The sequence below is a fragment of the Streptomyces kunmingensis genome, from assembly GCF_039533535.1.
In the GTDB taxonomy this organism is placed as follows: Bacteria; Actinomycetota; Actinomycetes; order Streptomycetales; family Streptomycetaceae; genus Streptomyces; species Streptomyces kunmingensis.
Window position 1 is genome coordinate 312,215 of record NZ_BAAATS010000027.1, and the last position, 19,043, is coordinate 331,257.

The window sequence follows — 19,043 nt, forward strand, 5'->3', positions numbered from 1 at the left end:
TCATGGCCCCGCGTTCCGGCAAGACGTCCGGGCTGGCGATCCCCGCGATCCTCTCGGCACCGGGGCCGGTCCTGCTCACCAGTAATAAAGCCGCGAACGACGCCTTCACCACCACGGTGGACGCCCGTGCCGAGGTCGGCACGATCTGGACCCTCGATCCGCAGCAGATCGCCCACCACCCGCGCGAGATGTGGTGGGACATCCTCGCTGACGCCCGCGATCTCGCCGGGGCTAAGAGGTTGGCGGGGCACTTCGTGACCGCGAGCGTGGACGAGTCCAGCGGCTCCGACTTCTGGTCCACCGCCGCGAGCAACACCCTCGGTGCCCTCTTCCTCGCCGCCGCGTCCCACCGGCGGCCGATCACCGACGTCCTGGCCTGGCTCGCGATGCCGGCCGACCGCACCCCGGTGGACCTGCTCACCGACGCCGGCCACCATGCGGTCGCCGCCCAGCTCCAGGGCACCGTCTCCGGCGCGACCGAAACGCGCGACGGCATCTATGAGACCGCGAGGCAGTACGCGAGCTGCCTGCTCGACCCGGACGTCGCCGCCTGGGTCACCCCCAACGACGACCTTCCCGAGTTCCAGCCGTTCGCCTTCGCCACGTCCCGCGACACCTTGTACCTGCTGAGTAAGGACGGCGGCGGCAGCGCGTCCGCGATCATCGCTGCAGCGGCCGACGCCGTGATGCGCGCGGCCGTGATCGTGGCCGAGCGCTCCGGCGGGCGACTCGACCCGCCCGCCCTGTGCGTCCTCGACGAGGCAGCGAACGTCTGCCGCATCTCGGACCTCCCTGATCTCTACAGCCACCTGGGCAGCCGAGGCGTCATCCCGATGACGATCCTGCAGTCCTACCGTCAGGGCCAGCGGTGCTGGGGCGAGGCCGGTATGGATGCCCTGTACTCCGCCGCCACCATCAAGATCATCGGATCTGGCATCGACGACGCGGACTTCGCCGACCGGCTCAGCCGTCAGGTCGGCGATCACGACGTCCAGACCACCTCGGTGTCGACCAGCGAGGGCGGCAAGTCCACCTCGGTGAGCATGCGCACGGAACGGATCCTTCCGCCGGACGCCATCCGCGCCCTACCCAAGGGCAAGGTTCTGCTGCTGGCCACCGGCATCCGGGTCGCCATGCTCAACCTCAAGCCCTGGTACAAGGAGCCCTCCGCCAAGGTGGTCGGCCCGGCTTCCGCTCGCGCCACGAAGGCCATCACCGAGCGTGCCCTCGCGAAGAGCATCGGCCAGGACGATCTTGGACTGTCGGCATGAGCACGCCCACACCACAGCAGGGGCGGTTGGCCCACGCTCCGGTCGTCCTGCGCGGTGGCCGGTGGTGGCTTGACGGCGGGGCAGGCTCGGTTCCCGCCTCCGATCCCGCCTTCACCGCCGTCCTGGACGACTTCGCGCTGTCGATGGCCGCTGCCGACCAGGCAGTCGCCAACCTCCTCATCCGGCAAGACGAGGCGCCCTGCGTTGATCCCGGAGGCCGGCGGTGAACCCGCTGATGAGCGCCGAGCAGGCGGTCCTCGGTGCCGCACTCCTCGACCCCGAGCAGCTCACGCACCTGGAGTGGCTCGCTGCGGACCACTTCTATCGGCCCGTCCACCAGGCGCTGTTCGACGCCCTCCGCAAGCTGCGCAACGACGGGCATCCCGCGCTCTCGGCCGATGGTCCGTTGCCGCTGTCGTGGGTGACCGACGCGGTCGAGGAGGCCGGACAGCACGTGCGCGGGCTGACCGCGGCGTACGCCCACACCCTGATCCAGGCGTGTCCCCGAACAGAGCACGCCCCGGTGTACGGACGCATGGTGCTGGAGGGGGCGATTCACCGCACCGTCGCCCAGCACGCGATCCGTCTCCACCAGGCGGCTCGGGCCGACGCCGTCCAGGGCGAGGTCGAGGGAGCCTTGCGCACGGCGGACGTCCTGACCGGCGTACTCACCGACCTTGCACGACGCTGGGGAACCGACCCTCGACCGGTCCCACCCACCGCTGAGCCCTCTGCCGCCACGGACATCCCGCCTCCGGCGCAAAGCGGCCAGGTCGCCGAGGACGAGCGGTTCCTCCTGGCCGTCCTCGCCGAACAGCCGGGGGCCATGGGCGAGGTGGTGGCCTGGCTGCGGCCGGGAGACTTCGCCGACCCGACCCACGGGCAGCTCTACCGGTGCCTGGGCGCGCTACACCACCGAGGCGAACCCATCGACCGGATCACCCTGCTCTGGGAGGCCCAGCGACGCGGCCTGCTGGCCGACGGCACAGTGTCGAGCGAGCAGCTGACCGCCGTCTGCGAAGGCATGGTCCCCGGCAGCGCCGACTGGTTCGGACAGCGGGTGATGCGCTCCTCCGTCACCCGCACCGCCGCCGCCTCCGCGCGAGCCATCCGGGCCCTGGCCCAGGACGAGGTTCTGGGGCCCGGCCGACTGATCAACCACGCCCTACACGAACTCGGTCCGCTCGACGAGGTACGTGCCCGTTGGGCCACCGCGAACAGCAGTCCGGCTCCGAAGACCACGGCATCCGCTCCGTCGGCGGCCGAGCCGCCGCCCGACCGAGTGAAGGCCGCCCGCGCCCGCAGCACACCCCGCCCAGGCGCGTCACCCCCAGCCCCGGCCAGCCGTCTCCCCACGCTGTCGGCAGCCCGACCACCCTCGCGCGGCCACCCGTGAGGCCCCCTCCCCACCAGCCTCTTCTGCCCCTGGAACTCGCCTTGATCTACCCCATCTCCGCAGCCGCGCCGGACCTACGCGTCACGGCCCCGAGCCTCGCCACCCCGTTGATCGGGTCTCTCTGCTCGGGGTACGGCGGCCTCGACCTGGGTGTGCAGTCCGCGCTCGGCGGCACGCTCGCCTGGCATGCCGAGGTCGACCCGAACGCCTCACGCATCCTGGCCCGCCACTGGCCCGGCGTCCCGAACCTGGGCGATATCACCGCCGTCAACTGGTCCACCGTCCCCCGGGTGTGCGTCCTGACGGCTGGCTTCCCCTGTCAAAGACGTCTCGGTCGCCGGCCGCCGGGCCGGACTCAACGCCCAGACCCGCTCCGGGCTCTGGCTGCACGTCGCCCGTGCGGTCGCAGCCCTCCGACCCTGCCTGGTTGTGATCGAGAATGTGCGCGGCCTCCTCACCTCCCCCGCCGGTTCCCCTGGCGACGTGGAACCCTGCCCGTGGTGTCTGGGAGACACCGCAGGTCAGCCTGCTCTGCGGGCACTCGGTGCCGTACTCGGATCCCTGGCCGACCTCGGGTACGACGCGAAGTGGCTCGTGCTTCGTGCCTCCGACGTCGGGGCCCCGCACCGCCGCGAGCGGACCTTCCTCGCCGCATGGCCCGCCGGGCACCCTGCTGAAGACGCCGACCAGCAACATCGGGAAAAACGGCGGCAGCCAGCATCCATCGAAGCGAAAGAGCGGGGGCCACGGTCCGAACCTGGCCGACGAGGTCGAGTGGCTGCTGCTGCCGACCCCGAAGGCGTCGGACGGAATCAAGGGCTCGCCGAACCAGCGGCACGGCAATGGCGACATGACCCTGCCCAGCGCGGCTGCGTCGCTGTTGCCGACGGCGAGGGCCAGCGACACGGGCACCCCGGGCCGCCGCCCCGGGAAGGGATGGCGGCCTCCCTTGTCGGTAGTGGTCCTGCCCCTCTGGGCGGAGGAGACGCCGGAGGCGGGGACGCGGACCGGCGATGGGGAGCGTACGGATCCGCCATCACCCGATGGGAGAGCCTCACCCGCCCGGCCCCGGCCCCCACGGACGCGGCCGGTCGGCTCCGCGCGGACTTCGTGGAGTGGATGCAGGGCCTCGACGCCGGCTGGGTCACCGCGACTCCGGGGCTCGGCCGTCCGGCGCAGCTCACCGCGCTCGGCAACGGCGTCGTCCCACAACAGGCTTCGCACGCCTTGCAGTTGCTGGCACCACCCTTCCCCCGCTGTCCCCGCTGCGCCGACCGATAGCGCTCCACTACCGCGATTTTCCGTCCGGACCAAACCGCTGATTCTCCGGATCCTCTCGGGCATGTCGCCGTCTCACAGATGGAGCACACCCCCATGGCCGACACCAGCCCGACCTCCCCCGGCCCCGAGCCGTACCGCGTCCCCGACGCAGACCTCGACGACCTCGCCAGCACCCTCGCCAAGACCATGGCCGAGGTCAGGCAGCACGGCGTCATCCTCGACCGCCTCGGCTCCGAGCCCGACCCCGGCGCCATCCAGCCGCCGGACGGCGCTCCGGAAGCCGAGGCGGCTGACGGGAAGAAGCCCGACGGCCCCGCCTCGGTGTTCATCCTCGCCCTGGGCGGCAAGGAGTACGCCGTCGAACTCGCTGCCCTCAGCGACTGGGTGAACTACCTCTTCCTGCCGGTGTACGGCCGGGAGATCAGCACGAGCCGTCCCTGGTGCGCGCACTGGCACGAACACCCCGAGGCCGTCGCCCGGCTCCACGCACTCTGGCTCGCCTGGCAGCAGTTCACCGACACGGAGGCCGGCCTGTCCGGCCCCTCGACCTGGCACCGCGACCACCTGGACCAGACCCTGGCGCACCTGCGTGCGCCCGACGGACCGTTCGCGGCATGCACGACCAGCGCAACTCGCCCCAATCACCGGGTGCTGGCCACCCCGGCGCCCGAGCAGGCGGGGGTGGCGGCGTGAACGACATTCTCGACTTCGGCCTCGCCGATCTATCGCCGGTCGACGACGACTCCGAGGAGGCGATGGAGGCTCTCTGGGCTGGCGACCTGACGGTGCTGTCCCAGCACCACACCACACCCAACGGTTCGCACAGCTTCGTCCTCGCCCACGACCGATCGGTCACCTGGGGGATACCCGGCGAGCCACAGCTCGTTGCGATCGCGGTCGCTCGGGATCTGCGGCAGTCCACGTTCAAGTTCGAGACGAGTCACCACGCCACGGCGTCCTTCGCACAGAACTGGCTGGCAGAACGCGGCTGCCCGCTCGAACGGATCGCACTGCACGGTGGCGACTACATCGAGCCCGCCGACGACCTCACCCTCCAGGTGGAACAGCAGATCCAGAAGTCGGGCACCCGCTACGAGGTCCTCGACACCTACACCTCTGACGACAACCCCAGCGAGGCGTGGACACTCGTCAACGACTCCCAGGCCACCCAGGCACCGGTTCGCCTCTTCTACGAGGAGTGGAACCACGGCGCCGGCACGTACACGATGCGCGAAGGCGCCTTCCCCGACGTCGGCGTCGCCCAGACCTGGCTGGACGAGCGCAGTGAACCGCTGCCCGAGCTTCCGGAGTACAGCGACCACAACGGTGCTGTCGTCCGTGCTCGCATCGCCCGCATCGCCCTTTCCCGGTCCGCCGGAACCTCTCCGACACCGCGGACCGGGCTCGACGCGCCCCGCGCGTCGGCGGCGGTACCGGTCCAGCGCGCGGTCCAGGGGAGGCTGCTGTGAGCCGCGCCCGCTTCGCCTTCGCCGCGCACCCTGACGCCATTGGCGACCTGCGGGAACTCCCCTCTGAGATACGCGATTTGGCCTTGCTGGAGCTGCAGAACCTGGTCCACGGAAGCGACGACTGCTTGCCGTTGAAGGGCCGCCTCGCCGGCTTCCACAAGGTGTACGTCGACCCGGAGGTCTCTTACCGGCTGGTCATCCAGTTGCGCCAAGCGCCACCGACCTCGACCCACAAGCGCGAGATCTACCTCGTGGCGGCTGGCAGCCGTAAGGACTACGCGGTCTACCGCGCGGCCCACCTACGGACCGAGCCCCAGCAAGGGGTCGGCCCGGACTCCGCCACGGAGGCCCGCGTGCAGGCCGCCCGGTCTCGCTCGACGCTCACCACCGAACGGCCGACAACGGGCCGCGCGGCTGCCCCGTCACCAGCGCCGCCCTCGGCCACTGCTTCTCGAAAGGTCGCCCAGCGATGACCAACGACCGTACTGCGCTCACCCGTTCAGAGCTGGCGGATCTCCTCACCGAGGCCGCTCAAAACGTCGGCGGCATCCCTGCCGCCGAGTACCCGACGGCCGCCGCCCGCTCCTACCTGCATCCCGTCTTGGGTCCGCTGGCCGCTGGGCCCCGCGTGATCATCGAGCTGAACGACCGGTTCGAGTGCTTCGTGGCCACCGAGCCCCGCCCTGCTGGTTCGGCGGGCCTGTTCGCTCTGGCCTCCTACGCCTCCGCGCTGGGGTGGCTCACCGAGTCGTTCGCCGAGCTGACCTCCTCGGTCGATGAGATCTGTACCCGCGTGGGCATACCCACGGAGCCACGCGCCCCGATCGTCGCCGCGCCCGGTGGTACTGAGCGGGACGACGAGTTCGACTTCACCTTCAACGCACTTGAGTTGGAGGCGGTCCGCAACGCAGCCGAGGCCGCCGGCCTCGCGCCGGACGACTACGTCGAGGTTCTCTCCCAGTCGCTGCTCGCCGCCGCACGGATCACCGACGCCTGCATGGAGATCTCCAGCTGCCTGCTCGATGACGCCGATCTCCTCAGCGAAGTGAGCGACCGCCCTCGGCTCGACAACGATCCCGGGAGCCTGCCCGCTCTGGTCCGCTCCCTGCTCGCCCGGATGGAGACGACGGAGTAAACCCGTACGACGCAGACACACACCCTGGGCCATATCTCGTCGTCGAAGTGCTCGGTGTCGGGGATGTCAGCGTGCACGCCCTCGCACATGGTCCGGAGGAGCCGCTGCACCAGGCCGCTACAAGCGTCATCGAAGCCGCAGCAGCGCTGGACGAGCGACACGAGAGCGTGCTCAACGCGGTCCAGCGCGCTCAGCGGCTGCTCGAAGGCACTGGTCGGGGTGAAGTCGGCCGAGCCCAGGTGTCGTACGCGCTGCTGCGGACAGCTCTACCGGACCTCGGAGACGGCCTGGCCCAGCAGGACCGGGCATACAGCCAGCTCGTCGAGTCCCTGTCCGCCTACCGCCGGCTTCTTTCCTCGCCCGAGCCTGCTCAACACGCGAGCAACAAGAGCCACGGGCAGGGCCAGAAGACGAGGCCCCACCGGGACGACGACTGGGCCGTCGCCGGGGAGCGCGGGCTGGTAGCCCTCGAAGCGGTTGCGGCCGGAGGTGTTCGCTTTCGCCGCAACGCGATCGGCGAGGACCCGTACATCTCGCGGGAGAAGGCCCAGAGGCAGGACCCGGCAGTCTTCCCGCAGACCGTGCAGCGGCTGGTCGCCGACGGGCTACTGCATCAGGACACCACCGAGAACGTGTACCGGCCCGGCCAGCTCCTCTCGCTCACTGCGCAGGGGGAAGCCGCCCTGCGTGATGGTCGCGCGACGACCTCCCGGGTGTCCGCCGCCCTCGGCCGCACCACCACGCGGACCACGTCAGGCGCGCTCTCCGAACCGGCCGCCGTGCCCATGGCCAGGACCTCCCTCGCGACCCCCCGCTCACGCTGACCTCATCCCGATAAGGACCCCACCATGGCTACCCCCGGCCTGCCTCCCACCTTCTCCATCGCTTCCATCGACGCCGAGCGCGTCGAGGAGGCTCTCGCCCGGATCGGGCCCAAGTGGACCACCTGGACCGCGATGACCCTGGCCCAGGTGAGGGGCCCCGTGCGCGTCCGCGACGTTGCTGCGCAGCTCCCCTTCGTCAGTGAGCAGTTCGTCGGCAAACGGCTGGCCACGATGCACGCTGACGGACTGGTGGTCCGCGGCTACGACCGGCGGGGCGCGCCGTACCAACTCAGCGCGCTCGGCACGTCTCTGGCCCCCGTCCTACGCACGGTCTCGGACTGGTCCCGCACCCACCTGACACAGGAACCGATGGCCGAAGCCGAGCGTGTCGAGGACGCGCTGCGCCGCCTGCATCTTCGGCACTCAACTGCCGTGATTCAGGCCCTCGACTCGGCTGACGGCCAGATGCGGTTCGTCCACATCGCCGAGGCGGCCGGTCTGGACTACGGCCTCGCACGGCAGCGACTTGTCCGGCTTCAGGCCGATGGCCTGGTCACGCGGACGGGCTCCCGGCACGGAGACCCGTACGTGCTCACCGATGCCGGCCAGGCGTTGGGGGCCGTCTACGCGAGTGTCGAGCACTGGAGCCAGCCCTTCTCGCTGCGAGGTGGAACAGCGGCACCGCGTCCGACAGCGGCAGCCACGCGGACCCACGTCGGCATTCCGCTGGGGGCGGGAGCCGAGAGCGCCCGGACCGCGGCGGCCCTACGACGGAGCGCCGCCGCGTCGAACGTCATGTTCAGCCACGCGCCTCAGCCGGAACCGCGGGTGCCGGCGGCCGTGACCGCTCAGTCGGCACCGGGCCGGGGCCGGTGATGGGGGCGAGAACGAGAGGCCACTCGCCGCCACTACGGCATCCGCGTGCGCTCCGGCGGCTCCCGCCGCTGCATACGCGGATCCGTTCTCCTCTTTCGCTTCCGGAGACTCGACCATGTACGCCCCTGATGACCCGACCCAGTACCAAGAGGTACTGGTCAGCCCCATGTATCTGGCTGGTTCCAACGGGACCGGCGAGGCTGGATTCGCGCCCGTCGCCCACTGGCCCCATCAGTACCTCGATGAGGGCCCCTGCCAGCTCCTCGTGACTTCTCCTGACCAACGGATTCGGATCGGCTGGTTCGGCGACGACTTCGAACTGTGGAAGATCAGCGCAGCCGAGGACGCCTTCTCGGCGCCTCGCTGGACGGCGACGTTCAACCACGTCACCCCGGCCGAGATGGTCGCCGGCCTCACCGCCGCACTGGTCCAGGACTACGACGAAGCCATCGCCTCCGACACTCCCGGCCGCTTCTTGACAGGGCCAACCGTCCCCTGGAGGGACACCGTCCGGCCGCTGACCGATGCCGGCTGGAACCTTGACGGAGCTGCTGAACTCGGCACCGTCGAGATCATCGCTCCTGACGACCAAGCGGGCATCCTTGTCGATCGGCGCGGCTACGGCTCCGACCGCACGACCGTTGAGCTGTGGGCCGGCCCGCCGGGCTGGGGCACTCGTGCCGAAGCGACCTTCACGGCCCGCACCCCGTCCCACTTGATCGCCGCAACCGCCGCTGTGATGGCGAAGTCGACGCCGGTGGTCCGCGAGCGCCACCAAGTCGACCGGCGGATGCAGCACTTGGTCACCATGACCCCTGTCGCTTCAGCCACGCCGATCGCCGAGGCTCAGGTCCGGCGCGCTCCGACTCCGCTGGACGTACGCCGCACCGCGGTCACCCAGGCCGTACACCGTGCCGCACGAGCACCACGCACGGCAGCCGACCTCCGGGTGATGGCCGCGCAGAGCCGCTCCACGGGGGCGGCGCAGAAACGGACGGGACACTCGGCGCCCGCGCCCTCGGCCCGGCTACCGGCCAGCTCGCCGACGCCCCGGCGCGGACTCTGACTCCCACCCCAGGCCGCACTCCACTCGCGACCGTCCCCGCCCAACAGGAGTTCCACCATGCCCACCACCACCATGCTCGACCAGGCCACGGCCGTGATCGAGAACGCCTGGGGCCAACCCATCGAAGCTCTTGAGGTCCTAGGGGTCCGCCGCCCCAGCGAGGAACCGCTCCTGCGCTGCGCCATGCACACCCGCGCGGCCCTGGCCATCACGGACAGCGCGGTAACCGTTCACCAGGACCGTCTTCACGCCCTGTCCCGGCGTGGGTACGTGCCTGACTTCTACGAACTCGACCGGATCACCGAAACGGCGGTCAAGCTCCGCGTCGCCCACGCGGAGAGCCGTGCGTACCTCCAGGCGATCCGGCGCGTGGTGGAGGCCCGGGAGGCCGCCGCACCCGAGGTTGCGGCACCGGCGGTTCGGCTGGCTCAGGCCGCTGTCGCCCGCTCCGGGCAGACGCGACACGCCCCTGGGGCCGTGCCCGAACCGCCCTCTCCGGCGGCGGTCGTAGGGCCGTCAGCGCCCACAACGGGGCCCCGACGTTGAACGCTTAGCTCCGATTCTCGTCGCGGGGGCACTCTTCGGCCCGGGGGCCCACCGCGCGGGCCAGCTCCTCCACCGTCAGCTCCACGCGCCGGCCTTCGGCGACCCGGCGCTCCACCGTCTCCTCCTCCGGCCGCCGGTCCGGCTGTGCGCCGACTCCCCACTGGCCGTCGGCGACCATCGCGATGTCGCCCACGTTCCAGGGCCGTCCGGCGGCGCGGATCTTGCGTTCCAGTCCGGCGCCGTCCCAGTGTCTGCTCGCCTCGGCCATCCCCTGCTCCCCTTCACCGACGTGCGGTCCCTCACCGCAACCCGGTTACGACAACCGCGGTCGCCGATCCATTCCCGTCCCGCCGACCGCTCGCTGGTGGTCTCCAGTTCGCCCACGGCAGACAGCATCCCCGGGAAACGACTACGCACTTCGGCATGCTGCATGCCAACGTACGGGTGTTGGGAAAAACCGCAGGTCAACGAAGGGATCGTCCAACCGTGAACACCTCCGCCACCCTCCTGCCCGCCGTCGTCCGCCCCGCCGTGGAGGACCGCCACTGGCTCTCCTCCGACCACTGCGCCGCTCCGGTGCTCGACCTCCTGGACGCTCTCGGCTGGACGATCGCCGAGACCCCGGAGGCCAACGTCCACGCGACCAGCCCGGACGGCGGCGTCTACGTCGGCTGGCTCCCCGAAGACCCCTCCGCCTGGGCGCGCGAGATCGTCTGGCGCGTCCAGGTGCTGCCCGCCGACGGCGAGGTATGGGTCCAGGAGTTCGGCGTCCACACCCCTTCCGAGGCCGTCGCCGGATTCCTCGCCGCCCTCGTCACCCACTCCTCGCGCTGACCGCCGATCAGGCTCCGCTCATACATCCACCGACGGCTCGACGCCCCGTCGTCGAGCCGACCAACCCCGTCAATGTCCACCGTTCACGGAGACTCCCTTGCCCCAGTACCTGACCGTCGGCCACCTGCTCCGCCAGCTCCAGGAACTCGACCCCAACCTGCCGGTCCGTCTCGCCGTCAACCCCGACTTCCCCTTCGCCCACTTCGTGGGGGCCGAAGTCGTCGTCCGCGACGGCCAGGCGTACATCGCCGACGACGGCCAGGAGGACTACCTCCCGGTGGGGGCGCGCGAAGCCCTCACCTGGTCCTGATCGCTTCCCTACCACCACGGAGGCTTCCGATCTCGTCACCCTCGCGCCCGGCGCCCCGCCTCGCGCTGCCCACTGTCGCGGCCCGCCCCATGCCGCACGGCGTGCACGGCGCGCTTCTCCAGCGCATCTCCAACCGCCCCGACGGCCCCCTCGACATCACCTGGCTCGCTGCCGAAACTCCCAGACTTCCCCTCGGGCGCATCCGACTGCGTTGGGAGCTGGCCTCGCGCAGCGGCTGGGACGTCACGGCGTACCTGGGGCTGACCACGGCCGAGGTGCTCCTCGGTTCCTGGCCAGCCGCCCCGGACGACTGGCCGCGCCTAGTCCGTCCGACCCTGTACGAGGTGACCGGCCTGTGCGCCGCCCTCACTTTCGCGACCGACGCCCTCGACCTCTCCAACCGGCTCGCCGAAATCTGATCGAGAGCCGCAGGCCACCCCACGCCGTTCGGGCGAGGGGCGGCTTTGCTTAGCCGTCGAAGCCCCCACCGAGCATGTCCCAGTTCTCGTGCTCCTGCCCGCCAAGGTCTCGTGCGCCAGGTCATCCAGGGAACCCGTGTAGACCTGCTGGCTCATGGTCCTGATCAGCATGTCAGCGGGAAGCCTGGCAGGTCAGGACATACTCCCAGCCCGAGGGACACCGGTCCTTATGCATCGCCAGGCCCCGGCGCGGGCCGGGTACAGGCGCGCCCTCATTCATCCCCATCTCTGCAAAGAGCTCTCGGTATTCCCAGCGCACGCAGCCAGACGCGGTACGTCCTCACGGCCGCCCCACCCACGCCTGGTGTTCGGGGGCGACGTGCAGTTGCTCGCGGATGCGGCCGCACAGGACGCCGACACGAGTTCGGCCCTCCAGAACCTGCAGCCCGTTGCACCCTGGGTCCAAGAGACCCCGGTCAATGAGGAGCGGCGGGCGCAACCACGTCCCGTGATCTTCCCAGTGCCTGCCGACTTCCGGGGCTCGCACTGCGACCCAGTGCAGCGGGTCTTTGGCGAAGTGTTCAATCAGTCCCACTTCGCTCTCACCAGTCGGCATTTTGTGGAAGTCCGCGGACGGAATCGTCTCCAGCGTCCAGGTGATCGCGCTCAAGTCAAGGGCTCCGTAGTCGTCCACGAAGGGACCGTTGTCGCCATGGTCGAACAGGAAGTCCCGCAGCACGTCGTCCGGCCACCGCAGTGCGGTCAAGGCCGGATCGGATCGAAAGCGCTCGAAGTTGAGGCCACCGTCCTGACGACGCTCCATCAGCGAGCTGAGATCGTTGAGGTTCATGCCTCAGATTTACCGGAGTTCTCCGACCGCGTTCCCCCTGACCACGGTCTCCTGTACTGCGGAGATTGGGTCGGTGAACCATCTCTGACGCTGGTGACGGCGTCGCTGTCAGTGCCCGCTCGTACGCTATGGACGGCGCAGGCGCGCCGGAGCCTGGAGGCGTTCGTGGTACGACAGCTGACGTATGAACAGCGGATCGCTTTGATCAACAAGTGGAAGAACCCTCCGGGTGCTTCCGAACAGCTCCGGCTGGAGCGCGCCGAGCGCATGGTGAAACAGGCAGTACTCCGTCATGAACCATTCCAGGGGCTCGACATCACGGTGGCGTCGAAGGGCTCGTACCCCAACAACACCAACGTTCGCGGTGACAGCGACGTCGACATCATGGTGAAGCTCAACGACCCCATCCATACGGAGGGACTGGCGGCTTGGTGGTTTGGGCAGCCCGCCAGATACTCGGGGCCATGGACCCGGCAGAAGCTCCGCCAGGAGGTCGAGGACGCGCTCACCAACCACTTCGGTTGGGTGGACACGGACCACAACCTTGCCGTGTACGTTCCGGAGGTTGTGGGAAGCCGTCCCAGCATCGACGTGGTTCCGTGCTTCAAGTGGGTGGCCTACGACACCACGGCTCCCGACGGCGAGTGCGTGGGCAGCGTCGTCTACGGACGCAACGGCAAGCGTGTCATCAACTGGCCCGAGCTCCAGCTGGTCAACGGGCGCACGAAGAACACCAACACCAAGTACCGGTACAAGTTCGTGGTGCGGGTGCTGAAGAACGTCGAGAACGACCTCGCCTCCGAGGGCGTGATCAAGGCCCTTCCGTCCTACTTCTCCGAGTGCCTGATCTACAACGTCCCGGACGACGTCTTGCTCCTCGACGGCAGCCTGGACACTGTGGTCCGCGAGAGCCTACGGGAGGTCTATCAGCAACTCACGGGAGCCTGGTTCAGCTATCTGGGCATGGTGGAGCCGAACGGGATCAAGAAGGTGTTCGGCGATGGCCAGAAGTGGACGGAGAAGGACGCTCGCGAGCTGATCGAGCGCGCGTGGCACTACCTCAACTACGAGGGCTGACGATGAACACCGCGACCACCATCCGCGCCGGCGCCACCATCGCCTCCACCCTCTACACGGTCGTCCTGGTCGTCCTGGGCCTGTACCCGTCCGAGTTCCGGTACCTCTTCGCGTACATTCCGGCCCTCGTGGGCTACGGCACCGTCGTGTTCGACAAGTGGGCTTGGCGCTGGCCCGTCATCCACCGCTTCACCGGACGTGCCTGGGTCACGGGCACTTGGCGGGTAGTACTTGTCCCGAGCTCGGAGAGCCACATCCCGGAGGGAGGGAACCGTGGTCCGATCACTACGTACATGACGGTCGAGCAGACCTACTGGAGCCTGCACGCCACGCTCCGCACGAAGGAAAGCACCTCGCGGTCGAGCAACGCCACAATTGGCGCCCCAGAAAACTCGGGCACTGCCGAGATCGGATTCCTGTACGACAACACGCCCCGTGTGGAGCACCAGCATCGAAGCCCGCGGCACGAAGGGGCCTGTCGAATAGCGGTCACCGGTCTCCAGCCAAAGACTGCGACCGGGCACTACTACACCAGCCGGTTCACCGCCGGTGACATGGACTTCAGCCTGCTCGACCGATCGACCGACTACGGCACCTTCGCAGAGGCTCAGGCTGCCGACCCGGCGCACGCCAGCAGCTGAAAATCAGAAAGCGGCGAACCCGGAGGCTGGTGCCCGGGGTCCCGCGTACTCGTCCCGGTGCTCGCCTACACCATGTAAATACCAGCGAAGAAGCCGTCGAACCCGAGCGCGACCAAGCCCGCCTCGACACTCGGGTAGGTCGTCCCGTGCGGGCCGCCGACCAGGGCGTCGAAGTCGGCGCGGTTGATCTCGGGCTCGAGCCACTGGTTACCGCACCGGCAGTGGACCCAGACGTTGCGCCCGTGGTTGATGAGCAACCAGTCACGTCGGGCCTGGCAGGCGGAGCACATCACGGGGATACCCCCGAGAGCGAGTTCGCGTGAGTGGCCGACGCAGCGAATCGCCCCGGGTCCGTCGGCCGGCCGCGTCTCGGCCTGGAGCTGCAGCAGAGGGTCGGTACCAGTGGGGAGGACGGGCAGCGCGGGTGCCGGCTCCGTGGTGCGGGTGGTGGTTCTGAGCACGAGCGTCATCTCCGGTCGTCGGTCCTGTCTTCATCCCTAACAGCCGGTGGAACCGGCTGTCCATACATTTCGCAGCGTCCGCTCGGCAGGTGGTCGACTACCGGTTCGACCTGGTCAACGACGTGACGAGCGGCGATTCGGGTCTTGAACAGTCCCGAGCGGCGCGGCTGCCGTCGCGTTTCGTTCCCTGATGCGGCTGCTCGGCGTGGTGGCGTGGCGGGTGGCGGCCTGCGGACGACGGGCACCGTCACCCGGGTGTGCCGGGAGCTGGGCGATGCGCCGCAGGCGCCAGACCAGGACGTCGTTCACGTCATCGGCGCTGTCGAGTTCGCGCATGTCGATGGCCTGGCGCAGGAGGGCTTCGGAGTCGTGCCCTGCCCGCTCGGCCTGGGCGAGGGTGGCGACCAAGGCGTCGGTCCTCGCTTCCGTGCCTCCTGCCCGTACGACCTTCTCGGGCAGGACGGCGCGAAGGGTGGCCTCGTGCATGAGGCGCTGGGCGTCAGGAAGGGCGCGGCCTTGGTCGTGCAGCATGCGCATCGGGGTGGCGGCGGCCTGGCGGTAGGCGGTGCGCAGGTGCGCGGCGGCTTGTCGGGAGGCGTGGGCCTGCTGGGCGTGTCCGCGGGCGGAGTGCCAGCGGGCGGCGGCAAGGGTGACGAGGACGAGGGTGGAGACGAGCATGGCGGTGGTGCCGCCGTCCTCGCCTCGGCCGAGCGCTCCGCCGGCCTGGACAATGCCTCGGGCGGCTGAGCGGAGGGCCCGGGTGTCGGCGCGTTCGGCGCGGACATGACTGCGGGTCGCCCGTTCGAAGGCGCGAGCTGCGGCGGCCAGCTCGGTGCGGGTGGTGGCCGGTGAGGTCTGGGCCACTGCGTCGAGGAGTTCTCCGACGCCGACGAGCTGGGGGGCGGCCTCGCCGTCCTCGTCGCGTTCCAGGAGCGTGGCCGAGCGCTCTGCGATGACGGTGGCGTTGCGTCGCTGACGGGCGGGCGGTGACCAGTTAGTCCGGTCAGCGCCGACCGCGGGCGCGCTCGGCTCGGCGGCCCCGTCGGTGAGGCGTAGTCGGATCTTCGGAAGGGAGAGGTCGGGGGCCAGTTTGGAGCCGGGGTACCAGACCGGGACTCCGTCGCGGTTGCGGTCGCCGGGCAGGGCCACGTTGTAGCCGAGCGCGTCACCGGACGGTGCGTGCCGCAGCTTCACCCGTACCCCCGCTTCTCGGAGCCGCGTGAAGAACTCCTCTTCCGAATCCGCTCCCGCCACGGCTCGACGAACGGCCTCGCGAAGCGTCTCGCGCGAGGTCTCCGGGCGGCCGGTGCGCTCGGCCTTGGACTTCTCGGCGCTGCTGGGATTCTTCGCTGCGGTTCCGTCGCCCGCGTTCAGGCGCCGCAGGCCCATCTCCTTCTCGATGCGGCGGCATTCGGCCTGGGCCTTGTTGAAGTCGTAGTTCAGGCGCGGGTTGCGCCGGTCGCCGCGTACGAGGGTGGCGACGATGTGGATGTGGTCTTCCGCGTGGCGGACAGCGATCCACCGGCAGCCGTCGGGGTCGCCGGCCGGGGCGATGCCGGTGGCGTGGACGATGCGCTGGGCGACGGCGTTCCACTCCTCGTCGTCCAGCCGCCGGTCCCCGGGGGCGGTGCGGACCGAGCAGTGCCAGACGTGCTTGGCGGGTGCGCGGTCGCCGGCCTGCTTGACCCGCAGGTCCAGGGCGGCGGTGAGCCGGGCGAGGGTGACCTTCGGGTCGGGGTCGAGGCCGGTGTCGCGTCCGGGGTCGGGGGCGAAGCCGTCCCAGGAGCCGACGAGGTGTGCGTCGGTGTGCTCCTCGCGCCGTCCGGGGCCGTACAGGTAGACGAGGAGGCCGTGGGTGCGGGAGCCGCGTCCGATGTCGGGAACCATCACAGCCGCCGGGTCACCAGGTCGTTCGCCGCGTCATCGACGCGGGCGAGAAGTCCGGTCAGCGCGCCCAGCGCGTGTTCGAGTTCACCGGCGCGCGGCTGGCCACCGCTGTTGAGGACGAAGGCGATCTGGTTGATGTTGTTGCCGATGCGGGCCAGCGCGGTGCGCAGAGCGGCGAGTTCGTCGATGGCGGTGTCGAGCTGGTCGTTGCTGTGCACGGCGGCGCATCCGCGGGCGGCGCTCAGGCCGGAGACGGCGAGGAAGCGGGCGACGGTGACGCCGCGCTTCGTGGCGGCCTCGGCGATCTCGGTCTTCTCGGTGTCGGAGAGGCGGGTGGTCGTCTTGCGGGTGCGCTCGCTGGGGTTGCGGGTGCGGCGGCGCGGTTTGCGGTCGGGGTAGGCGGGCGTGCTCGGGCTCGGCTGCTCGCGGTGGTCGTCGCGATCGGCTTCTCCCCCGGTGACCGGCGCCCCCTGGTGCCGGTTGCCCGGCTGGTCCCCGTGCGCCCTCGCTCGGGGACCAGCCGGGCTTCCCCCGCCCTCCTGGGCGGGGGCAAGTGCGTACGTCGGGCCGTAGGACCGTCGTACGCGATAGCTTGCTCCGCCAGGAGCCGTGGTGGGGTCACGCTGCTGTCCAGCGGAGGTGGCCACCGGGTCGTTGGTGTTCACCGGCTCGTCTCCGGGTCCTGCTGCTGGATTTCGCGGACGAGTTCCTCGATCCAGTCCATGGCCAGGACGGGGTGGTGCAGGGTCCAGGGGCGGCTTTCCCGGGTTCGCTGGACGATCCAGGTGGCGTCGGGGCCGGACCGGGCACGGTGCAGGTGTCCGTGCTGGTGCAGGACGGTCAGCCAGGAGTCGACTTCGGCGGGCGTGGCCGGGTGAGTGCGCATCGGGTGCTCTCCGCTTCTGCTGTGGCGGGGTGTCTCGGAGACGTACGGGGCGGGTGACCGGTCGGGGTGACCGCCTCGGTCACCCGCTCCGTGGAGGTCCGGTCAGGGCCGGGCGGAAGCGACCGGCTGGCGGTGCTGCTCGCGAAGCTGGGCCATCAGCGCGGTCAGGGTGTCGCTGGACAGCGGGATCTGCTGACCTCGGATCGCCTGGGCGACCACTTTGCGGGTCAGTTTGTCCTCGGCCCTGACCGCCGACCGGGCGATCGCCAGCAGTTCCTCGGTGTCCGGGTCAGGACGCCGGTCACCAGTCGGCCGAGCGGCCCGGTCAGTGACCGGCGGCGAGGTGACCGGCGGGGCACTGACCGCCGCCGGGCTGTCCTGGTCATCACCGACCGGGGCCGCACTGCTGGGGCGGTCAGTGACCGTCCGACCCTTGTCCGCCTGTCCCGGCAGGTCAAAGGCACCGTGGCTGCGGTTGTGGTGGTCGGTGACCGACTGGCCGCTGGTCGCCGGGGTCGAGTCTCCGGTCACTGACCGGGCGGCGGTGTCCTCGTCGGTCGGGGACAGCGGCAGCCGGTCGGTCAGAGCGGTGACCGACTGACCGGACTTGACCTGACCGGCCGCTGACCGCTGCTGACCGGCTCGGTCGGTCCGGGTGACCTCGATGGCGTCGCTCCGGTCGGTCTGACCGAGGTGACCGGGCTGACCGAGGTTCTGCCGGCCAGAGTCCTCGACCGGGCCCCGGGCAATGAGGATGTAGAGGTGGACCGCTCCGGCCAGTGCGAGCGGGGCGATAGTCGAGAGCACCGCGACCACCGCGTCACCGAGTTGGAGGCCGGTGCCGGCGACCGTGTCCTGGTTGATGCGCACCGCGTGGAGTGCGTTGGCCCAGATGCTGGCGGCGGTGGCCGTGCCGAAGAGCGTCCAGACGTAGAGCCGGGCGCGCAGTGGTGCGTTGCGCAGGACCAGGAGGGCTCGGATGCCGTAGGCGATGAACCCGTCGATCACCAGGGGGAACAGGTAGGTGAGGAAGCCTCGGATGTGGATGGCCACGGCCATCTGCTGCAGGGCGTCGTACGACAGCGCGCACCCCGCGCCCCCGAGCGCCACGACAGCCGCGCGGTCCCACCCGGATATGTGCGCCGTCTTCGACGCGCTTGCGATGTTCATGCCGCCGTCCCGAAGTCGTCGCGGATCAGGCGCTCGCCGCTGGTCTCGGGGGGTGTGGTGTTCGTGGTGGGCTGGTTCAGGGTTCGGTTGCGCTCGGCCCGGCGGATCTCGCGGTACCGCTTCTTGGCGTGCTCCTCGGTGACCTTCAGAAGCCAGGCCAGGCGCTGCTCGCTCACCCCGTGGCGGTAGGCCGCGTACTCGACCGCGCGGCGCTCCGTATGGGTGAGGTGCACGTCGCGTCCGGCGATGGTGGCATTGACGCGGCTGTAGTCGAGGCGGCTGGCGAGCTTGTCGTGCAGCGGCCCGCGCTCCTCTTCCGTCAGGCCGCCACGGATCCCGTCGGTGTCACCCCCTTCGAGAGCGGCGTCCAGGCAGGTGCGCCGGACCGGGCACTGGCCGCACAGGGCCTTGGCCGTGGCGATCTTGGCGGTCTCGTCGGGTTCGGGGAAGAAGACTTCGGGGTCCACCGGGTTGTACTCGGTGCTCTGGCAGACGGCGTCGGCCTGCCAGGTCTGGTCGCCGAGCTGACGGTGCTGGGCGGGGCCGTTCATCGTGCTGGTCATGCGGGGTGCTCCGATCGCTCTCCGCGCGCAGGGGCGTCGGCGGAGAGGTGCGCTGGCGGTAGGTGCCCGGGGGGACGGCGG

The 19,043-nt window shown here is 70.2% G+C and carries 25 protein-coding genes and 1 pseudogene; 18 read left to right on the forward strand and 8 right to left on the reverse strand.

What is annotated here, in order from left to right:
- The first annotated feature begins 2 nt into the window (after positions 1-2).
- The 13 genes and pseudogenes from ABD366_RS29590 to ABD366_RS29650 all read left to right on the forward strand — a co-directional run bounded on the left by ABD366_RS29590 (position 3) and on the right by ABD366_RS29650 (position 9,864).
- Complete coding sequence (locus ABD366_RS29590; protein WP_202432747.1) at positions 3-1,271, forward strand: type IV secretory system conjugative DNA transfer family protein; 1,269 nt, start codon at positions 3-5, stop codon at positions 1,269-1,271.
- A complete protein-coding gene (locus ABD366_RS29595; protein ID WP_203183134.1) occupies positions 1,268-1,498 on the forward strand; it encodes a hypothetical protein in 231 nt (76 codons plus the stop codon). Before ABD366_RS29590 ends, ABD366_RS29595 begins: the two co-directional genes overlap by 4 nt.
- Positions 1,495-2,667, forward strand: coding sequence for a DnaB-like helicase N-terminal domain-containing protein (locus ABD366_RS29600; RefSeq protein ID WP_324773701.1), 1,173 nt, complete (start codon positions 1,495-1,497; stop codon positions 2,665-2,667). Before ABD366_RS29595 ends, ABD366_RS29600 begins: the two co-directional genes overlap by 4 nt.
- Before the next feature lie 152 nt (positions 2,668-2,819).
- Positions 2,820-2,921 (forward strand): annotated as a pseudogene (locus tag ABD366_RS29605) (DNA cytosine methyltransferase); the annotation flags it as partial.
- A 52-nt stretch (positions 2,922-2,973) separates the two neighbouring features.
- A complete protein-coding gene (locus ABD366_RS29610; RefSeq protein WP_324773794.1) occupies positions 2,974-3,948 on the forward strand; it encodes a DNA cytosine methyltransferase in 975 nt (324 codons plus the stop codon).
- Positions 3,949-4,041: 93 nt separating this feature from the next.
- Complete coding sequence (locus ABD366_RS29615) at positions 4,042-4,641, forward strand: DUF4913 domain-containing protein (RefSeq protein WP_037882112.1); 600 nt, start codon at positions 4,042-4,044, stop codon at positions 4,639-4,641.
- Positions 4,638-5,417 carry a glycosyl hydrolase gene (locus ABD366_RS29620; protein ID WP_324773705.1) on the forward strand — a complete coding sequence of 260 codons (780 nt, stop codon included), beginning with the start codon at positions 4,638-4,640 and terminating at the stop codon, positions 5,415-5,417. Before ABD366_RS29615 ends, ABD366_RS29620 begins: the two co-directional genes overlap by 4 nt.
- Complete coding sequence (locus ABD366_RS29625; RefSeq protein WP_324773707.1) at positions 5,414-5,890, forward strand: hypothetical protein; 477 nt, start codon at positions 5,414-5,416, stop codon at positions 5,888-5,890. The genes ABD366_RS29620 and ABD366_RS29625 overlap by 4 nt, the downstream gene beginning before the upstream one ends.
- Positions 5,887-6,552 (forward strand): hypothetical protein, encoded by a 666-nt coding sequence (locus ABD366_RS29630; protein ID WP_324773709.1) that lies wholly within the window; start codon positions 5,887-5,889, stop codon positions 6,550-6,552. Before ABD366_RS29625 ends, ABD366_RS29630 begins: the two co-directional genes overlap by 4 nt.
- 71 nt (positions 6,553-6,623) lie before the next feature.
- On the forward strand, positions 6,624-7,376 hold the full coding sequence (locus ABD366_RS29635; protein ID WP_324773711.1) for a large ATP-binding protein: 753 nt from the start codon (positions 6,624-6,626) through the stop codon (positions 7,374-7,376).
- A 24-nt stretch (positions 7,377-7,400) separates the two neighbouring features.
- Positions 7,401-8,252, forward strand: a complete 852-nt coding sequence (locus ABD366_RS29640; RefSeq protein WP_324773713.1) for a winged helix-turn-helix transcriptional regulator — start codon at positions 7,401-7,403, stop codon at positions 8,250-8,252.
- A 115-nt stretch (positions 8,253-8,367) separates the two neighbouring features.
- Complete coding sequence (locus ABD366_RS29645; protein WP_324773715.1) at positions 8,368-9,318, forward strand: SPDY domain-containing protein; 951 nt, start codon at positions 8,368-8,370, stop codon at positions 9,316-9,318.
- 57 nt (positions 9,319-9,375) lie between these two features.
- The gene (locus ABD366_RS29650; RefSeq protein WP_324773717.1) at positions 9,376-9,864 is read left to right on the forward strand and encodes a hypothetical protein; all 489 of its coding nucleotides are present in this window, start codon (positions 9,376-9,378) and stop codon (positions 9,862-9,864) included.
- A 4-nt stretch (positions 9,865-9,868) separates the two neighbouring features.
- Here the strand turns inward: ABD366_RS29650 and ABD366_RS29655 are convergent, their stop codons facing one another.
- Entirely contained in the window at positions 9,869-10,132 is a 264-nt protein-coding gene (locus tag ABD366_RS29655) for a hypothetical protein (protein WP_324773719.1), read from the reverse strand.
- A gap of 218 nt (positions 10,133-10,350) precedes the next feature.
- Between ABD366_RS29655 and ABD366_RS29660 the strand changes: the two genes are divergently transcribed.
- The 3 genes from ABD366_RS29660 (at position 10,351) to ABD366_RS29670 (ending at position 11,427) form a co-directional block, all read left to right on the forward strand.
- Complete coding sequence (locus ABD366_RS29660; RefSeq protein ID WP_311309655.1) at positions 10,351-10,698, forward strand: SPDY domain-containing protein; 348 nt, start codon at positions 10,351-10,353, stop codon at positions 10,696-10,698.
- A 97-nt stretch (positions 10,699-10,795) separates the two neighbouring features.
- Complete coding sequence (locus ABD366_RS29665) at positions 10,796-11,008, forward strand: hypothetical protein (protein WP_311309656.1); 213 nt, start codon at positions 10,796-10,798, stop codon at positions 11,006-11,008.
- Positions 11,009-11,097: 89 nt separating this feature from the next.
- Positions 11,098-11,427, forward strand: coding sequence for an esterase (locus ABD366_RS29670; RefSeq protein ID WP_344442798.1), 330 nt, complete (start codon positions 11,098-11,100; stop codon positions 11,425-11,427).
- Positions 11,428-11,767: 340 nt separating this feature from the next.
- Here the strand turns inward: ABD366_RS29670 and ABD366_RS29675 are convergent, their stop codons facing one another.
- Entirely contained in the window at positions 11,768-12,277 is a 510-nt protein-coding gene (locus ABD366_RS29675; protein ID WP_311309658.1) for a hypothetical protein, read from the reverse strand.
- A gap of 165 nt (positions 12,278-12,442) precedes the next feature.
- On the opposite strand from ABD366_RS29675, the gene ABD366_RS29680 reads away from it, so the two are divergent.
- On the forward strand, positions 12,443-13,354 hold the full coding sequence (locus ABD366_RS29680) for a nucleotidyltransferase domain-containing protein (protein WP_324773724.1): 912 nt from the start codon (positions 12,443-12,445) through the stop codon (positions 13,352-13,354).
- A 2-nt stretch (positions 13,355-13,356) separates the two neighbouring features.
- A complete protein-coding gene (locus tag ABD366_RS29685; RefSeq protein WP_164368093.1) occupies positions 13,357-13,995 on the forward strand; it encodes a Cap15 family cyclic dinucleotide receptor domain-containing protein in 639 nt (212 codons plus the stop codon).
- A 65-nt stretch (positions 13,996-14,060) separates the two neighbouring features.
- Here ABD366_RS29685 and ABD366_RS29690 read toward each other — a convergent pair whose 3' ends face one another.
- From ABD366_RS29690 to ABD366_RS29715, 6 genes are all read right to left on the reverse strand, one after another.
- On the reverse strand, positions 14,061-14,465 hold the full coding sequence (locus ABD366_RS29690; RefSeq protein WP_324773727.1) for a hypothetical protein: 405 nt from the start codon (positions 14,463-14,465) through the stop codon (positions 14,061-14,063).
- Between the two features lie 105 nt (positions 14,466-14,570).
- Complete coding sequence (locus ABD366_RS29695; protein WP_324773729.1) at positions 14,571-16,343, reverse strand: relaxase/mobilization nuclease domain-containing protein; 1,773 nt, start codon at positions 16,341-16,343, stop codon at positions 14,571-14,573.
- Entirely contained in the window at positions 16,343-17,008 is a 666-nt protein-coding gene (locus tag ABD366_RS29700) for a MobC family plasmid mobilization relaxosome protein (protein ID WP_164181793.1), read from the reverse strand. The genes ABD366_RS29695 and ABD366_RS29700 overlap by 1 nt, the downstream gene beginning before the upstream one ends.
- Positions 17,005-17,229: a hypothetical protein gene (locus ABD366_RS29705; protein ID WP_324773732.1), complete on the reverse strand. Its 225-nt coding sequence runs from the start codon at positions 17,227-17,229 to the stop codon at positions 17,005-17,007. The genes ABD366_RS29700 and ABD366_RS29705 overlap by 4 nt, the downstream gene beginning before the upstream one ends.
- 102 nt (positions 17,230-17,331) lie before the next feature.
- Positions 17,332-18,399 (reverse strand): DUF2637 domain-containing protein, encoded by a 1,068-nt coding sequence (locus ABD366_RS29710; RefSeq protein ID WP_324773734.1) that lies wholly within the window; start codon positions 18,397-18,399, stop codon positions 17,332-17,334.
- Positions 18,396-18,962: a WhiB family transcriptional regulator gene (locus tag ABD366_RS29715; RefSeq protein WP_109180474.1), complete on the reverse strand. Its 567-nt coding sequence runs from the start codon at positions 18,960-18,962 to the stop codon at positions 18,396-18,398. The genes ABD366_RS29710 and ABD366_RS29715 overlap by 4 nt, the downstream gene beginning before the upstream one ends.
- Positions 18,963-19,043: the final 81 nt, after the last annotated feature.

Excerpts from the sequence above, each read along its gene's own strand:
- ABD366_RS29590 (WP_202432747.1), top strand. The coding sequence starts at position 3 with ATGGCCCCGCGTTCCGGCAAGACGTCCGGGCTGGCGATCCCCGCGATC.
- ABD366_RS29645 (WP_324773715.1), top strand. The coding sequence starts at position 8,368 with ATGTACGCCCCTGATGACCCGACCCAGTACCAAGAGGTACTGGTCAGC.
- ABD366_RS29675 (WP_311309658.1), bottom strand. The coding sequence starts at position 12,277 with ATGAACCTCAACGATCTCAGCTCGCTGATGGAGCGTCGTCAGGACGGT.
- ABD366_RS29695 (WP_324773729.1), bottom strand. The coding sequence starts at position 16,343 with ATGGTTCCCGACATCGGACGCGGCTCCCGCACCCACGGCCTCCTCGTC.
- ABD366_RS29615 (WP_037882112.1), top strand. The coding sequence starts at position 4,042 with ATGGCCGACACCAGCCCGACCTCCCCCGGCCCCGAGCCGTACCGCGTC.
- ABD366_RS29650 (WP_324773717.1), top strand. The coding sequence starts at position 9,376 with ATGCCCACCACCACCATGCTCGACCAGGCCACGGCCGTGATCGAGAAC.
- ABD366_RS29670 (WP_344442798.1), top strand. The coding sequence starts at position 11,098 with ATGCCGCACGGCGTGCACGGCGCGCTTCTCCAGCGCATCTCCAACCGC.
- ABD366_RS29685 (WP_164368093.1), top strand. The coding sequence starts at position 13,357 with ATGAACACCGCGACCACCATCCGCGCCGGCGCCACCATCGCCTCCACC.
- ABD366_RS29710 (WP_324773734.1), bottom strand. The coding sequence starts at position 18,399 with ATGAACATCGCAAGCGCGTCGAAGACGGCGCACATATCCGGGTGGGAC.
- ABD366_RS29705 (WP_324773732.1), bottom strand. The coding sequence starts at position 17,229 with ATGCGCACTCACCCGGCCACGCCCGCCGAAGTCGACTCCTGGCTGACC.
- ABD366_RS29640 (WP_324773713.1), top strand. The coding sequence starts at position 7,401 with ATGGCTACCCCCGGCCTGCCTCCCACCTTCTCCATCGCTTCCATCGAC.
- ABD366_RS29715 (WP_109180474.1), bottom strand. The coding sequence starts at position 18,962 with ATGACCAGCACGATGAACGGCCCCGCCCAGCACCGTCAGCTCGGCGAC.
- ABD366_RS29655 (WP_324773719.1), bottom strand. The coding sequence starts at position 10,132 with ATGGCCGAGGCGAGCAGACACTGGGACGGCGCCGGACTGGAACGCAAG.
- ABD366_RS29595 (WP_203183134.1), top strand. The coding sequence starts at position 1,268 with ATGAGCACGCCCACACCACAGCAGGGGCGGTTGGCCCACGCTCCGGTC.
- ABD366_RS29630 (WP_324773709.1), top strand. The coding sequence starts at position 5,887 with ATGACCAACGACCGTACTGCGCTCACCCGTTCAGAGCTGGCGGATCTC.
- ABD366_RS29690 (WP_324773727.1), bottom strand. The coding sequence starts at position 14,465 with ATGACGCTCGTGCTCAGAACCACCACCCGCACCACGGAGCCGGCACCC.